The 14,802-nt window shown below is 32.6% G+C and carries 14 protein-coding genes; 7 read left to right on the top strand and 7 right to left on the bottom strand.

Annotated features, from left to right (window positions below; all coding sequences use genetic code 11):
* Positions 1-85: 85 nt before the first annotated feature.
* Entirely contained in the window at positions 86-2,299 is a 2,214-nt protein-coding gene (locus ACNQGH_RS05895; protein ID WP_417955060.1) for an FUSC family protein, read from the top strand.
* Positions 2,300-2,367: 68 nt separating this feature from the next.
* Here ACNQGH_RS05895 and ACNQGH_RS05900 read toward each other — a convergent pair whose 3' ends face one another.
* The 3 genes from ACNQGH_RS05900 to ACNQGH_RS05910 form a co-directional block, all read right to left on the bottom strand.
* The gene (locus ACNQGH_RS05900) at positions 2,368-3,864 is read right to left on the bottom strand and encodes a malate:quinone oxidoreductase (protein ID WP_417955061.1); all 1,497 of its coding nucleotides are present in this window, start codon (positions 3,862-3,864) and stop codon (positions 2,368-2,370) included.
* Between the two features lie 121 nt (positions 3,865-3,985).
* A complete protein-coding gene (ruvX, locus tag ACNQGH_RS05905) occupies positions 3,986-4,402 on the bottom strand; it encodes a Holliday junction resolvase RuvX (RefSeq protein ID WP_417955062.1) in 417 nt (138 codons plus the stop codon).
* Positions 4,403-4,425: 23 nt separating this feature from the next.
* Positions 4,426-5,160, bottom strand: a complete 735-nt coding sequence (locus tag ACNQGH_RS05910; RefSeq protein ID WP_417955063.1) for a class I SAM-dependent methyltransferase — start codon at positions 5,158-5,160, stop codon at positions 4,426-4,428.
* Positions 5,161-5,305: 145 nt separating this feature from the next.
* On the opposite strand from ACNQGH_RS05910, the gene ACNQGH_RS05915 reads away from it, so the two are divergent.
* The 4 genes from ACNQGH_RS05915 (at position 5,306) to ACNQGH_RS05930 (ending at position 9,075) form a co-directional block, all read left to right on the top strand.
* The gene (locus tag ACNQGH_RS05915; protein WP_417955064.1) at positions 5,306-6,121 is read left to right on the top strand and encodes a 2,3,4,5-tetrahydropyridine-2,6-dicarboxylate N-succinyltransferase; all 816 of its coding nucleotides are present in this window, start codon (positions 5,306-5,308) and stop codon (positions 6,119-6,121) included.
* Between the two features lie 36 nt (positions 6,122-6,157).
* Positions 6,158-7,138, top strand: a complete 981-nt coding sequence (locus tag ACNQGH_RS05920; RefSeq protein ID WP_417955065.1) for a glycosyltransferase — start codon at positions 6,158-6,160, stop codon at positions 7,136-7,138.
* A 20-nt stretch (positions 7,139-7,158) separates the two neighbouring features.
* On the top strand, positions 7,159-8,223 hold the full coding sequence (locus ACNQGH_RS05925) for a glycosyltransferase family 9 protein (RefSeq protein ID WP_417955066.1): 1,065 nt from the start codon (positions 7,159-7,161) through the stop codon (positions 8,221-8,223).
* Positions 8,224-8,286: 63 nt separating this feature from the next.
* Entirely contained in the window at positions 8,287-9,075 is a 789-nt protein-coding gene (locus ACNQGH_RS05930; RefSeq protein ID WP_417955067.1) for a glycosyltransferase family 2 protein, read from the top strand.
* On the opposite strand, the gene ACNQGH_RS05935 is transcribed toward ACNQGH_RS05930, so the two are convergent.
* A complete protein-coding gene (locus ACNQGH_RS05935; protein ID WP_417955068.1) occupies positions 9,061-9,822 on the bottom strand; it encodes a lipopolysaccharide kinase InaA family protein in 762 nt (253 codons plus the stop codon). The genes ACNQGH_RS05930 and ACNQGH_RS05935 overlap by 15 nt on opposite strands.
* A gap of 209 nt (positions 9,823-10,031) precedes the next feature.
* On the opposite strand from ACNQGH_RS05935, the gene ACNQGH_RS05940 reads away from it, so the two are divergent.
* Positions 10,032-11,099, top strand: a complete 1,068-nt coding sequence (locus ACNQGH_RS05940; protein ID WP_417955069.1) for a glycosyltransferase family 4 protein — start codon at positions 10,032-10,034, stop codon at positions 11,097-11,099.
* 45 nt (positions 11,100-11,144) lie between these two features.
* On the opposite strand, the gene ACNQGH_RS05945 is transcribed toward ACNQGH_RS05940, so the two are convergent.
* From ACNQGH_RS05945 to ACNQGH_RS05955, 3 genes are all read right to left on the bottom strand, one after another.
* Complete coding sequence (locus ACNQGH_RS05945) at positions 11,145-11,966, bottom strand: polysaccharide deacetylase family protein (RefSeq protein WP_417955070.1); 822 nt, start codon at positions 11,964-11,966, stop codon at positions 11,145-11,147.
* 32 nt (positions 11,967-11,998) lie between these two features.
* The gene (locus ACNQGH_RS05950) at positions 11,999-13,102 is read right to left on the bottom strand and encodes a glycosyltransferase (RefSeq protein ID WP_417955071.1); all 1,104 of its coding nucleotides are present in this window, start codon (positions 13,100-13,102) and stop codon (positions 11,999-12,001) included.
* 72 nt (positions 13,103-13,174) lie between these two features.
* Positions 13,175-14,140 carry a WaaS/CpsH family glycosyltransferase gene (locus ACNQGH_RS05955; RefSeq protein ID WP_417955072.1) on the bottom strand — a complete coding sequence of 322 codons (966 nt, stop codon included), beginning with the start codon at positions 14,138-14,140 and terminating at the stop codon, positions 13,175-13,177.
* A gap of 70 nt (positions 14,141-14,210) precedes the next feature.
* Between ACNQGH_RS05955 and ACNQGH_RS05960 the strand changes: the two genes are divergently transcribed.
* A complete protein-coding gene (locus ACNQGH_RS05960) occupies positions 14,211-14,771 on the top strand; it encodes an L-threonylcarbamoyladenylate synthase (protein ID WP_417955073.1) in 561 nt (186 codons plus the stop codon).
* The last annotated feature ends 31 nt before the right edge of the window (positions 14,772-14,802 follow it).

Genomic DNA, 14,802 nt, shown 5'->3' on the forward strand with positions numbered 1-14,802 from the left:
ATTTTTTTACAATTAAGTCCAAAACACCTCTCTTTATCCTTTGAATAATTCTTACAATTCTTACCTTTGTTTGTAATCCAATGATATGATTTACAGAATCCGAAAATTTACCGACAGCACCTATTTCAACAATGCACTAAAAGTAACAATAGCAGCCGTTATACCTGTTTTGTTATTTTCTTTTCTTGGCAATTTTGAAATAGGATTTACAATAGCCCTGGGCGCTTTTTTCACGTACCCAAGCGACATTCCAAGCACGCTGAAACATAAAATCAATGGTGTTCTGGTTACTGCTTTTCTAGTGGCTGGCCTCAATTTGTTAGTGAATAGCATGCATCCTTATTCTTGGATTTTTTATCCTTTTTTAGCCCTGTTGATTTTCCTGCTATCGATGCTTTCTGTATATGAAAAAAGAGCTACAGCGGTTTCTTTCTCGGCACTACTTGCCGTTGCATTGGCATTTGCACATTTGCATACCGGCTGGCAAATGATTCAATATTCAGGTCTAATTCTTACAGGAGGCTTGTTTTACCTCCTGATCTCACTTATTTTTCATTATGTAAGCCCGCATCGTTATATCGAATTACAAATTGCTGAATGTATCAAACTTACTGCAAAATACTTAAAACTAAGAGGCGATTTATGGACCATCAATGCGGATAAAAAAGCAATTATTGAAAAACAATTGCATCTTCAGGTAGAACTGAATACCATTCGCCAAAATATAAGAGAAGTACTTATTAGCAGTCATACTAATTCTGGTTCTTCTAATCAAAACCGAAAAATGCTTATTGTTTTTATTTCATTGATAGAAATTCTGGAACTTGCATTATCCACCTCTTTCGATCATGATAAACTGCATCAGAAATTTGACGATCATCCAAAGGTGTTATTAACCTATCAAAACCTGGCTTATAATCTTGCGGCAAGTTTAAAACAAGTATACAAAAGTGTACAAAACCGAACGAAATACATTTCCAAGCACAATTTACTTGGGGATTTGAATGCCTTGCAACTTGCCATTACAGAATACGAAAATGACTTAGGAAAAGTTGCTGCTTCTGAAGGTGTTTTCATGCTGACGACCATGCTTCAATATGCCGAAAAACAAGTCGAAAAAATAAAAATTGTAGAACGCGCATTTACCTTAGCTATCAATTCACTGGATTTTAAAGGAAAGGACAAAGACTTGGAGAAATTTCTAACACCACAGTACTACCCGTTGAATACGCTGATAGAAAATCTCAGTTTTTCCTCTACTATTTTCAGACATTCCTTACGTCTAACCATCACCATTCTAATTGGTTTTATCATTGGTAATGCATTGCCATTTCACAATGTCTATTGGATTTTGCTAACTATTATCGTAATCATGCGACCTGGATATGGCTTAACAAAACAACGGTCTTTTCATCGAATTTTTGGAACTATTTTAGGTGGATTAATCGCATTTGGAGTTCTTTCATTGGTACACAATAGCATTGTAATCAGTATTTTTTCGATTCTTTGTATGCTTTTGGGATTTTCATTTACACAAACAAATTATAAAGTCAGCGCTACATTTGTGACTATGTATATTGTTTTTATTTATGGAATATTAACTCCCAATATCACTGATGTTATTCAATATAGAATCCTTGACACTATTGTGGGAGCGGCTTTAGCCTTTCTTGCCAATCACTTTTTATGGCCTTCATGGGAGTTTTTAAATATCCCCATCTATTTGGAAAAATCTATTAAAGCAAATGAAAATTACCTAAAGGAAATCTCTGTTTTTTACAATAAGAAAGGAACTATTTCCACTTCCTACCGATTAGCCAGAAAGAATGCTTTTATCGAAATCGGCAATTTAATGGCTTCCTTTCAAAGAATGATTCAAGAACCCAAATCAAAACAAAAACAACTACCGCAAGTATACAAACTGGCTATATTGAATCATTCCCTACTTTCTGCTTCAGCATCGTTGGGAACTTACATTCAGTCGCACAAAACAACATCGGCTTCTGAGGCATTTAATGTGGTGGTTGATACTGTAATTAAAAATTTGGATAACGCTATTGCGCTTTTGAAAGAAAATGATTTAGATCTAAAAGAAAATCTGCCAAAAGAAGATTTAGCCATGCGTTTTACGGAGTTAAAAAACATTAGAGAAAAAGAATTAAAAGCAGGAGTTCCTATTGATGAGGAAGCATTCCAACTCAAAATGCAGGAAGCACAACTGGTAATAGAACAGTTAATCTGGCTCACTAATTTATCCGAAAACATTGTAAAGACTACAAAAGAATTAATGCAATCTTAAAACAAAAAAAACGCTGGAATAAGATTGAATATCTAAAAACCAGCGTTTTTTATTTTATAGTATAAGAACTAATTATTCAGTTTTAGAATTTCGGCAGTATTCTTTCTAATTTCCTCCAATAAAGCCGGATTCGTATTCAAAGCCTGGCCATACGACGGAATCATCATTTTTAATTTTTCCTGCCATTCCGGTCTTCTCATCTCTTCTTTGAAACACCTTCCTATTAAATCTATCATAATCGAAACTGCAGTTGAAGCCCCTGGAGAAGCTCCAAGCAAAACAGATAATGAACCGTCAGCAGTTGTGATTACTTCAGTACCAAATTCTAGTATTCCGCCTTCTTTTTCGTCTTTCTTTATAACTTGTACGCGTTGTCCTGCTCTTTCTAATTTCCAGTCCTTTGATCTTGCACTAGGAACATATTCTCTTAATGCGTTAATTCTATCTTTTGGTGATTGACGCACTTGCTCAATCAAATATTTGGTAAGGGGAATGTTTTTAATCCCGGCCGCGATCATAGGAATGATATTGTCTGGTTTTATAGACAATGGCAAATCCGAATACGATCCGTTTTTTAAAAATCGAGTGGAAAATCCTGCGAAAGGTCCAAAAAGCAATGCTTTTTCTCCATTTATCATTCGGGAATCAATATGTGGCACAGACATTGGTGGCGCACCTACGCTAGCTTTGCCATATACTTTAGCCTGGTGTTTTGCAATGACGTCCGGATTGGTACATTTCAGCCACTGTCCACTTACAGGGAAACCGCCATAACCTTTCCCTTCAGGAACGTTTGCTTTTTCTAATAATGGTAATGACCCTCCACCAGCTCCTATAAAAACAAATTTAGTATAGGCTTTTCTTTTTTGGCCTGTGGCCAAATCTGTAATTTTTATCCTCCAAGATTTATCCTCACGTTGTTTCAATTTTTTAACTTCGTGATGAAAATGTATTGTAACCCCTTCCAATTGAGTTAAATAATTGAACATGCTTCTGGTTAATTCTCCAAAATTCACATCCGTTCCAATTGCCATCGAAGTTGCCGCAACTTTCTCAGACTCCTTTCTGCCTTCCATAACTAAAGGCATCCATTGCTTTAACTGAGCAAAATCGGTACTAAAAAGCATTTCTTTGAAAAGCGGATTAGCATGTAATACTTCAAATCTTTTTTTAAGGTATGCCACATTTTTATCACCCCAAACAAAACTCATGTGTGGAATACTTTTTATAAAATTTTCAGGGGATGATACTTTTTTCTGTTGGACTAAATAAGCCCAAAACTGACGTGAAACCTCAAAAGATTCTGCAATACTGACTGCTTTTTTAGGACTAATGCTTCCATCTTCACTTTCAGGAGTGTAATTCAGCTCACAAAAAGCAGAATGTCCTGTTCCGGCATTATTCCATGCGTCAGAACTTTCAGCAGCAGCAATGTCTAATCTTTCGTAAATTTCAATTTTTATATCTGGTTGTAATTCTTTTAGGATTAAGCCAAGAGTGGCGCTCATAATTCCAGCTCCTATCAGAACTACTTCACTATTTGTACGAATGGTGGTATCGGGCATAACAATAATTTAAAGCGCAAAGATACTTCATAAAATCACAAAAATTATAACAAATTATTGTTAAAAAGTAAGATATTATGAAAATAACTCAGCCTTTTCGACTGTACTTCTGACCCCAATTTTAAAATTTTTTTCGGGTCAAATAATCCTGAAGCATTATCGTTGCCGAAATCTCATCAATAAGTGCTTTATTCTGACGTTGCTTCTTGTTCAGACCACTGTCAATCATGGTTTGGAAAGCCATTTTTGAAGTAAATCGTTCATCCACCCGAATGACTTTCATATCCGGGAAGTGATTGGTAAAATGCGTTACAAATCCTTTAATTATGGAAGCGCTTTCTGAAGGTTCACCATTCATTTGTTTGGGTTCACCGATAAGCACAGCCTCTACTTTTTCTTTGGCAAAATAAGCTGCTAAAAAAGCAATTGCTGTTGCTGATGGAATGGTAGTTAAACCCGAAGCTATGATTTGCATTTCATCGGTAACAGCAATTCCAGTACGTTTTTGTCCGTAATCTATAGCGAGAATTCTTGGCATTTGTCTATTTTTTTCAAAGGTAACTATTTTAATTTTCCGATCCTCAGCAACAAGGGAAATGTCACTTTCCTGTCATTTTTTTGCCAAGCCGTTTTTAATTCATCAGAGATCAAATCCAAAGGATTTTCATTTTTTTTTGAAATATAATGTTGTGTCGCGGACCATGTTTCCAAATATCCTATGAGCTCTTCAAAAGTCCATGTAAAATGATTTTCGAAAGGTTTTGCAACAATTTCATCAAATGGAAATGGAATCGTTTTATAATTTTCATCCAAATATTTTCGTTCTGTGTCCCAATATGGTCCTACTATATTATGATAAAAATTTTGTATTATTTTATCCGAATCCGCATTTGTGGAAAACAGTCCATAACCCAGCACAGCAAAGACTCCTTCTGGTTTTAAAATCCTGTATATTTCATTATAAAAAGAATCAAAATCAAACCAATGAACCGCTTGCGCCACTGTAATCAGGTCAAATTCACCATTTTTAAAAAAGGTGTTTTCGGCAGCAGCTATTTTATAAATGATATTCTGTGCTGAAATAGCATTATCCAGTTGGTTCTGGCTAATATCAATTCCATAAACTGTTTTAAAAAATCTGGAAAGTTTGTGTGCCACTTGTCCGTTTCCTGTTGCAATATCAAGTGCTACCCCTCTATTTTTGACAAATGAAACCAAATAGCGAATCATTTCATCAGGATATTGCGGCCTAAATTTAGAATACTCACTAGCTTGTTTAGAGAAATTATCTTTCATAGTGTCATGAATCTCATTTATTAGTCAAATTTACAACATTTAAAAAACATTAAATACAAAGCAAGTTAAATCTATAACATTTTCAAATCAATTTGCCTTTTTGCTTTTCGGTAAAAACCATATCTTTGTCAAAAATTTAATTAAAATGAATCCATTACAAACTATTATAGAACAAGCGTGGGAAAACCGTGCTTTGTTACAAGAAGCGACAACAACTGATGCTATCAGAGCAGTAATTGAATTATTAGACACAGGAAAATTGCGTGTTGCCGAGCCTGTTGGCGAGGGATGGCAAGTGAACGAGTGGGTTAAGAAAGCAGTAGTAATGTACTTCCCTATTCAGAAAATGGAAACATTAGAATCCGGCATTTTCGAATATCACGACAAAATGCTATTGAAAAGAGGCTATGCAGAAAAAGGGATTCGTGTGGTTCCTAATGCAGTAGCGCGTTACGGTGCGTATATTTCCAGCGGTGTTATATTGATGCCAAGTTATGTAAACATCGGTGCTTATGTGGACGAAGGAACTATGGTAGACACTTGGGCAACCGTAGGAAGCTGCGCTCAAATTGGTAAAAACGTACATTTAAGTGGTGGTGTCGGAATTGGTGGTGTTCTTGAACCTTTGCAAGCAGCTCCGGTAATTATTGAAGACGGTGCTTTTGTTGGTTCTCGTTGTATTGTTGTTGAAGGGGTTCATGTTGGGAAAGAAGCAGTTCTTGGTGCCAATGTTTGTTTGACCGCTTCTACAAAAATTATTGATGTTACAGGAGCAACTCCAGTTGAAATGAAAGGTTTTGTTCCAGCTCGTTCTGTTGTAATTCCTGGAAGTTACACTAAAAAATTCGCTGCTGGTGAATTCCAAGTGCCTTGTGCTTTAATCATTGGAACCCGTAAGCCTTCAACTGACTTGAAAACGTCTTTGAATAATGCGTTACGCGAATATGACGTAGCGGTATAATCCGTTTTCGTTTAAAAATCTTTATAAAAAGAGCTATTGGATATTTCAATAATTATTGTCAATTACCGTGGTTGGAAAGCCTTAGACGAGTGTTTAGAATCTATTGATACAATTATTTCGAAAACATTCTCATTCGAAGTTATCATTGTCGATAATTTTTCTAATGACGGACAATTTCCTGTTTTTAAACAAAAATATTCCAAGTTTACTTTTATACAAAATTCTGGTAATAATGGTTTCTCAAATGGCTGCAACTTTGGTGCAGCTATTGCTACGGGAAACCATTTCCTTTTTTTAAATCCAGATACAAAACTTACTCTTGAAGCCCTGGAAACGCTTTTACAAACAGCCGTTTTGCATCCTGAAATTGGCATTTTATCTTGTTTGCAAATAAATGAAAACAATGTTTTTTATAAACAGAATAATTTATTTCCGGCTTTAGGACGATTTTTCGGAATCACAAGATCATTTTTCAGAAAGCTGAACAAAGCAAAACTGGAAAGACGTTTTAACAATACCAATGATTTGTTTTACCCAGATTGGGTTACCGGAGCAGTCATTTTCATAAGCAAGAACTGGTTTAACAAAATCAAAGGTTGGAACGAAGATTATTGGCTGTATTTTGAAGATGTTGATCTTTGTAAAAAAATAGCTGATAACGGAGCAATAGTTGCCGTCACCCGAAAAGCAACCATATTCCATCAACACGGCGGTGCATCCCGATTAAATATCAAGACAAAAGCACTTACAAAAACGGAAGTGATTATTTCTAAACACGTTTATATCAGCAATCAATTTTCAATAGGAACACAAATCTATTTGCAGAGCTTATTGATTTTAGGAGTAATAAGTGAGAAAATAATCCTGTCGCTTTTAAGCTTATTTTTATTTTTTATTCCAAAATTAAAAGTGAATCGATTAATGCTTAAAAAGCTGTTCCTATATTATTTTAATGCAATACAAAAACAAACGTGGATCAGTCCTCGTGCGATGAATTACTTGAAAACAAAGGCATAATTTTTTCAAATTTACTTCGAATGAAAATACTTGTAATTCAACAAAAAATGATTGGAGATGTTTTAGTAAGCTCCTTATTATGCGACAATTTGCGTAAAGCCTATCCAAAAGCGCAAATCGATTATATGGTTTACGAATCTACAATTGCTGTTTTGCAAGGAAATACAAGTTTTGACAATCTTATCATTTTTAAAGAAAAGCATCAAAAAAGCAAATGGGAATACCTCAAATTACTAAAATCCATTCGAGCTGAAAAATATGACATTGTTATCGATGCCTATTCCAAATTAGAAAGCTGGCTTGTTGTATTATTTTCGGGTGCAAAACAAAAAATTTCTTATTGGAAAAAAGGAAGAGTCTTTCTTTATACCGATACGGTAATAAGACAAAGAACGACTAATTCTAATTTAGGTCTGATTATAGAGCAGCGATTAGCATTATTGAATCCTTTACATCTGGATAGTGTATTAGAAACATTTCCCAGAATTTTTGTAACGAAAGAAGAGAACAATTTTGCGATTTCTCTTTTTGAATCGCACGGAATAAGCCAATCCAAAAAAACTATTATGCTCAGCATAATTGGAAGCAGTTCTGACAAAACATATCCTCTGGAATATATGTCGCAGTTAGTTGATTTCATTGCAGACAAAGACGATGTGAATATTCTTTTTAATTATTTTCCAAAGCAAATTGGAGATGCAAAAACGATCTACAATGGATGTAAAGAAAGTACAAAACAGAAGATTTATTTCTCCGTCTTAGGAAAAAATATTCGTGAATTTATTGCTATAATGAATTATTGTGACATGATCATTGGCAACGATGGCGGGGCAATAAATATGGCAAAAGCATTAGAAAAACCTTCATTCATACTCTTTTCACCCTGGATTGACAAAAAAGGTTGGGCAACCTTTGAAGATGGAATCAATCATGTTTCGCTTCATTTAAAAGAGTTCAAGCCGAATTTATTTGAAGGTAAAACAGCTAAAACAATAAAAAAAGAAACCGTTTCATTTTACAAAGAGTTTACTCCAGGGTTAATTTTTCCTGCATTAAATACTTTCTTAAAAACTCATTTAAAATAATACTTAAAAGTAAAACGGAAACATATCAGAAACCTGTTTTTTTTTGTAAAACATTCAAAACTAATGAAATACAATCACAATACAAAAATTTCGGTTTTAATAATCACATTAAACGAGGGGAATCAAATGAAAGCGCTTTTAGCTGATTTGAATTTTGCTGACGAAATTATTGTTGTAGATTCATATAGCACAGACGACACAGAGGCTATTTGTAAATCATTCGAAAACGTAAAATTTATTCAAAATAAGTTTGAAAATTATAGTTCTCAAAGAAATTTCACTATTTCACTGGCAAAAAATGATTGGGTTTTATTTCTGGATGCTGACGAAAGATTAACTGCTGAGTTAAAAAATGAAATGGTGGTTACCCTAAAAAATAACCAAACATACGCTGCTTTTTTATTTCCGAGAACTTTTATGTTTGGCAACAAAGCATTGCATTTCAGCGGGAATCAAAATGATAAAATATTTAGGCTTTTCCATAAAAATTATGCTAAATATACATCAGACCGGCTGATTCATGAAAAATTAAAAGTAGACGGAAAAATTGGCATCCTTAAAAACAAACTAATTCATTATTCGTATACCAATTATGACTCCTATAAAACAAAAATAATCCGTTACGGAAAGCTTAAAGCTCAAGAGAAGTATATCAGGAAACAAAAACGTTCCTGGTTACTTCATCTCTTTCATCCAGTCTATAATTTTTTATATAATTATATTGTTCGTTTTGGGTTTCTTGATGGAAAAAAAGGAGTGATTATTTGTTATCTGAATGCCTATTGCATTCATATTAGATATCGGCAACTGCAACGACTTTGGAATAACAAACAACCGCTATCTCCAAAATAGCAGTTTCTTTTTTCTGGCGATTTTTCTATGAAATTTCAGCTGAAAATCATTGGTATAAAAACACATTTTAGTAAAAACTTCATCGTATTTCTTATTATAGAGTTTCGCGTACTCCTGACTCATTACACTCAACATTTCCGGTTTTGGCGTAAGCCTGCTAAAGTTTTTCATGCGGGAATCAAAATCCATAACGTCATGAAAATTCATCCTGTTTAAATCGACCAAGAAAAATTCATACTGATTTTGTCCCCCTTTTTTAATCAAAGTATTTCCCGGCGAGTGATCTAGAAATTCGATTCCTCTCTCATGTAGATCAAAAGTAAACTTAGTAAACTGTCTCAATATATTTTCATGGTCCGGATAATCAGGGTCCAGTACCAATTCCCTAAAAGTCAATTCAGCCTGAAGATGTTCGCTGACATAAAAACTTTCCTGTAGTCCTAACAAGGCGAAATTTTCAAGATAAGCAATGGGCTGTGGAGTTCCAATTCCCCTTTCAAGTAGCCGGTTGGCATATTCGTAAGAGCGTCTGGCCTTAGATTTTCTAAAATATTTATAGGCCACCTGATTAATAGTATTGGGAATTTTAAACGATTTTATGTTGATCATTTTACCTTCCAAATCAAATAATTTAATTTTATTACGTTTTCCATCACCAAAAAGAATCCCTGTCGAATTAAATTTGCTAATGTGATTCTTCAATTCTTTTTCTTTAGAAATGAATATAGTATTTATAAATAGTGGCATGAACAATGGGTTAGCGTATTTTTAATAAGCAAAAATAGTTAAATGCTTTTTTACTTTTTAAAAAAATAGGGCTTAAATAATTAATACTATAAATTTACATTTTAAAACAAATTAAACCTTTTACATTTATTACAGTCTAAAAAAATAAGTGTAACAAAAAAACAGTTACTGTTTATGGCTGTTATTCTAAATTATCCAATGTAATACCTATGATAAAAACTGTTTTTCTTGAAACGCATAACCTTAAAAATAAGGCAACCGGATTAGGCACTTTTAATTATGAGTTAATTAAAGGTTTGTATCAACTAGAATTTAACGGGTTGGAATTAACATTAAATACTCAAGACCCGGAAATGCTTAAGACAGAATTTGGCGATAAATTCAGCTATAACAAGTACACCAACTTGTCGCGTCATCGCATTTTCAGGACTCGAAAAAAGCATGATTTATGGCACTCAGTCAATCAAAATACAAAAGTGGAACCTTTACGAGTAGATAAATATTTGCTTACCATACATGATGTAAATTTTGTAGAGGAAATTTCATCTGACATGAATCATAAAGTAAATAAACTCCTTCTAACAAAATTAGAAAAGGCCACAGCAATTACTTACATCTCGGAATTTGCAAAAAAACAAACCCATCAATACTTTAAAGTTCCAAATGTTCCTGAATATGTAATTCACAATGGAAATCCTATTACAACCATTTTGGATACTTCTGATTTTATCTCAAACATTTCTTTAGACAAACCTTTTTTATACTCAATAGGTGACTTTCTGGAACGAAAAAATTTCCTTACGATAGTAAAAATGATGGTTCATAGTGCCGATTTCAATTTAATTATATCGGGAAATTCCGATAAGCCCTATGGAATTGAAATAGCAAAATTCATTAAAGAGAACAACTTGCAAAATCGCGTTTTTCTAACTGGAAGAGTGGATGACCGTACAAAACAATTCTATTTATCTAAATGCCATGCTTTTCTTTTCCCTTCCATTCGTGAAGGTTTTGGTCTCCCCCCTCTAGAAGCGATGCATTTTGGTAAACCTGTATTCTTATCCAATAAAACTTCCTTACCGGAAATTGGTGGAAAACACGCTTATTACTGGGATAATTTTGACCCGGAATACATGAAAACAATTCTGATGGATGGCTTAAATCATTTCTATAACAATCAAAATGAAATGGAATTACTGATGAAAGAAAGAGCTGAAAGTTTCAGTTGGACAGCTGCTGCCACCTCCTATTTGAAGGTTTATGAGAATTTTTTTTAAAAAATCAAACTGATATTTTTTAACTTAATTCTTTGCAGCAAGTCCCTAAAATATTTTTTTTCGTCCGAAAGCCACTTTGTTTTTAAAATCTTCCATTGAATCTGTACCTCTAATATCAATACGCTGTACTTCGTAACTATTTTTCAAAGGAAAAATATTGATTCTATTCCCAATCCGAAGTCCATATTTAATCCCATACTTTTTTAACAATCCAAAAAACAGCTTCTGATTAACTCCTTTTTTTCTATAATATCCCCCATAAGTATAAGCCAATGCAGGAAAGACTTTTAAATGTTCTTTTTTGACAATTTCCTGACATAATTGCAAATCTTTTTCGATTTCCTCAAGCGTTAAATCAGCGTAATTATCATGTTTAAACGTATGATATCCCAACTCAATATGGGAACCAATCTCTAATAATTGTTGCTTATTCATCAACTTCATATTCTCATTGACATATTTTCCGTTCCAATCAACATCTTGTCCTATTCTGCCTAAAACCATAAAGCAAACTGCTTTAAAATTATAGTGTTGCAACAAAGGGTACAATTCCGTATAATTATCTAAAAACCCATCATCAAAGGTAAGAACAACCATTTTTGGAGCCAACTTCTGCTTTTTGTTTTTCAACTCATCCATTTCCGACATCCAAAGAGTTGTATAATTATTACTTTTTAAATATTCAAATTGTTTAATTATTTTCTCTTTGCTAATTGTTATCTGATCTTCAAAACCATTTATAGAAATGGAATGATATTCTAAAATTCTAATTTTTGATGAAGGGAAATAAAACAATTTAAATTGAAAATTCAGAACAATCAAAAAAACAAATAAGATTAAAAACAATATTGTTATTATATAAATCATCGTATATTTTTTTTTACTGTAATTAAATCAAATTAGTATTTAATTACTTCATTCAAAACATCTAAAATTTTTGTGCCAATTATTAAACGTGTCGAAGTAGTCATCAAAAATTCATACCCATTGTTTTTGAATTTATCTTGCATAGCACTGTTCTCAATTAAAATTTCAACTTTATTGGCAAAATCCATTGCATTGCCAGCTTCTGCTAATAAACCTGTCACATTATCCAATAAGACTGTTGGGATTCCACCAGCTCTGGCAGCAACAACTGGTACATTACACGCATAGCTTTCCAATATTACGCCACCTGTCGCTTCACTTTTAGAGGTAAATAAAAACAAATCAAATTCAGGGAGACATTTATGAATATCATCTCTAAAACCTGCAAAAATAATTTCGTTCTCTAATCCCTTTAATTTAACATAATTCTTGATTTCGAGTTCTAATGATCCTTCACCAATCAAAATATATTTTGCTTTTAATCCTCTTCGATACAATTCTTCTACGGTGTTAACCCAGGTATAATGATCCTTGACTTTACAAAATGCCGAAACATTTCCAATTATTTTATACTCCAACGGTATATTAAATTCTGTATGAAGGAATCCCTTTTTTTTATTATTAACAAACCGCTCCGTATCAACAACACTTCCTATAACCGTCATTGAATCATGATTTTTTATGGAAGGTTTCAGTATATCAAACACCGAATCCGATATACATATAATTTTTTTTATGCCTTTAAAATTGTATTTATATTTTCTAAAAAAATTAGTCCCAATATTTTTAATTAAAGTTCTGCACAATACCATGGGAATTTTTAAACCAAAAAAAATAGCGGATAAAACACTTATGGTGTGTGCTTTACTATTGTGGATCATAATTACATCCGATCCATGCTCCGTTACAATTTTTTTAAATTTTTTAGCAAATCTAAGGTCATATTCCGATTTAAAATCAAATGTTTGCACTCCTAAATTTCTTGCTGTCGCCACTTTATAAATCTCTGAATCAGTCGCACATATAATCAATTGATTTTCAACAAATCCATTATCCCTAAACGATTCATAAATATCTATAATCATTTGTTCATGACCTCGCCAGACATTTGAAGTTGTAAAATGTAATACTCTCATTTGGAAGTCATTTATTGTGCGAATATAATTAATTATCTCAAAATTAAAAATTAAAAAAGATCCCAAAAAATTTTATGAATCATAATCGACTCCAAAAACCTGTAAAATCCAATTTTCCAATTTATATCTATCAAGAATTTCAGGAGCTATTTCCATATATTCTGTTTCGAAAAAACCAAGTGGAATTTCATAATTATTATCAGAAATTACAAAAACATTATTCTCATTATAAAAATCATACGTAACAATATCCTGATTATTAGTAATTAATTTTCTCTTGTAGCCTAAGGCCTCAAAAATACGAAAGCTCAATCCGTATTGATTTTCCTTTTGAACATCGACCAAAACTAAACTGCCTGCTATTATTTTTTTAACATCACTAATAGGTAAGTATTCATTAATGATCTCAATATTTTTATGATCAAATATTTTATCTTTTTTAATTATAAACCGGAAAGAAATGGAATTTTTAGCTAAATAATCAGCCACCTTTTCTAAAAAAGGGAATCTTCTATCATAGGAAGAAATATTAAAAACTTTGTTGACAATTGCATTGTTTTGAATCGTATCATCGTAAATATAATTGGTTAAAAATTGAAATTTATATTTCTCAACATCTTTTTTATCATAACTATAAACTGTATCAAAAAAAGATAAAGTCTTTTTTTGGTTTTTAAAATTTTCGATACCGTCAAATAAAAAGCAGCTCATTACTACTGATTTTTTTCTTAAAAAAACCAACGCTTTTCTCTCGAGTTTATCGGGTCTTATAATTAGAGTCTGATCAAATAAATTTTCTTTACCAATTGATTTTATAATAAAATTTGTTTTATTCTGTTCCTTTAGGCTCGGAAAAAAGAGCATTTTTAATACAAAATTATAAATTTTATACAATGTATTTTCATAAGAAAAAGGGATGCGATCAACATTAATATAAGTCAAATCAACCTTCTCCGATTCATTAAGCTTTTCAACTAAAAAATCAATATAGCCAAATGAATGCGTACTTATTACTGCTATTCGTTTAATTTTTGCCATTATTGCTATCTTTGTAAAATAATCATTTCTAGCAAAAATATAAAGTTATATTTAAATACCTAATATTATAATGAATCAGGAAATACATAATGCTTACGAAGTAATAAAAGACGGTGGAATAATCCTTTATCCTACCGATACCGTTTGGGGAATTGGTTGTGATGCCACAAATCCTGAGGCTGTTGCCAAAATATACAAACTCAAACAAAGAGCCGAAACCCAAAGCATGATTGTTTTGATGAATGGCGAAAAAATGATGTATAATGTATTTAAGGACATTCCCGAAGTCGCTTGGCAGATCATGGATTTATCCGAAAATCCAACAACTTTAGTCCTGGACAAACCAAGAAATATTGCTCCTAATTTAATTGCTCCGGATAACACTTTAGGAATCCGTATCGTGAAAGAACCTTTTTGCTTTAAATTAATGGAAAAGATGAAAAAACCATTGGTTTCAACCTCAGCAAATATTTCGGGACAACCTACTCCAAAAAGTTTCAAAGAAATTAGCCCCGAAATTATAAAAGGCGTGGACTATGTTGTAAATTTGCATCGCGAAAAAATTGCCGGAAAACCATCAACAATTATAAAATTGACGAATGATTCGCAGGTAAAAGTGATACGGAAATAAAATTACGTTATTGTTTATCATTTCGAGAAAA

It is taken from the genome of Flavobacterium kochi, assembly GCF_048286715.1.
Classification (GTDB): Bacteria; Bacteroidota; Bacteroidia; order Flavobacteriales; family Flavobacteriaceae; genus Flavobacterium.

Coding starts and splice junctions, on each gene's coding strand:
- ACNQGH_RS05895 (WP_417955060.1), top strand. CDS start 86: ATGATTTACAGAATCCGAAAATTTACCGACAGCACCTATTTCAACAAT.
- ACNQGH_RS05900 (WP_417955061.1), bottom strand. CDS start 3,864: ATGCCCGATACCACCATTCGTACAAATAGTGAAGTAGTTCTGATAGGA.
- ruvX (WP_417955062.1), bottom strand. CDS start 4,402: ATGCCAAGAATTCTCGCTATAGATTACGGACAAAAACGTACTGGAATT.
- ACNQGH_RS05910 (WP_417955063.1), bottom strand. CDS start 5,160: ATGAAAGATAATTTCTCTAAACAAGCTAGTGAGTATTCTAAATTTAGG.
- ACNQGH_RS05915 (WP_417955064.1), top strand. CDS start 5,306: ATGAATCCATTACAAACTATTATAGAACAAGCGTGGGAAAACCGTGCT.
- ACNQGH_RS05925 (WP_417955066.1), top strand. CDS start 7,159: ATGAAAATACTTGTAATTCAACAAAAAATGATTGGAGATGTTTTAGTA.
- ACNQGH_RS05930 (WP_417955067.1), top strand. CDS start 8,287: ATGAAATACAATCACAATACAAAAATTTCGGTTTTAATAATCACATTA.
- ACNQGH_RS05935 (WP_417955068.1), bottom strand. CDS start 9,822: ATGCCACTATTTATAAATACTATATTCATTTCTAAAGAAAAAGAATTG.
- ACNQGH_RS05940 (WP_417955069.1), top strand. CDS start 10,032: ATGATAAAAACTGTTTTTCTTGAAACGCATAACCTTAAAAATAAGGCA.
- ACNQGH_RS05945 (WP_417955070.1), bottom strand. CDS start 11,966: ATGATTTATATAATAACAATATTGTTTTTAATCTTATTTGTTTTTTTG.
- ACNQGH_RS05950 (WP_417955071.1), bottom strand. CDS start 13,102: ATGAGAGTATTACATTTTACAACTTCAAATGTCTGGCGAGGTCATGAA.
- ACNQGH_RS05955 (WP_417955072.1), bottom strand. CDS start 14,140: ATGGCAAAAATTAAACGAATAGCAGTAATAAGTACGCATTCATTTGGC.
- ACNQGH_RS05960 (WP_417955073.1), top strand. CDS start 14,211: ATGAATCAGGAAATACATAATGCTTACGAAGTAATAAAAGACGGTGGA.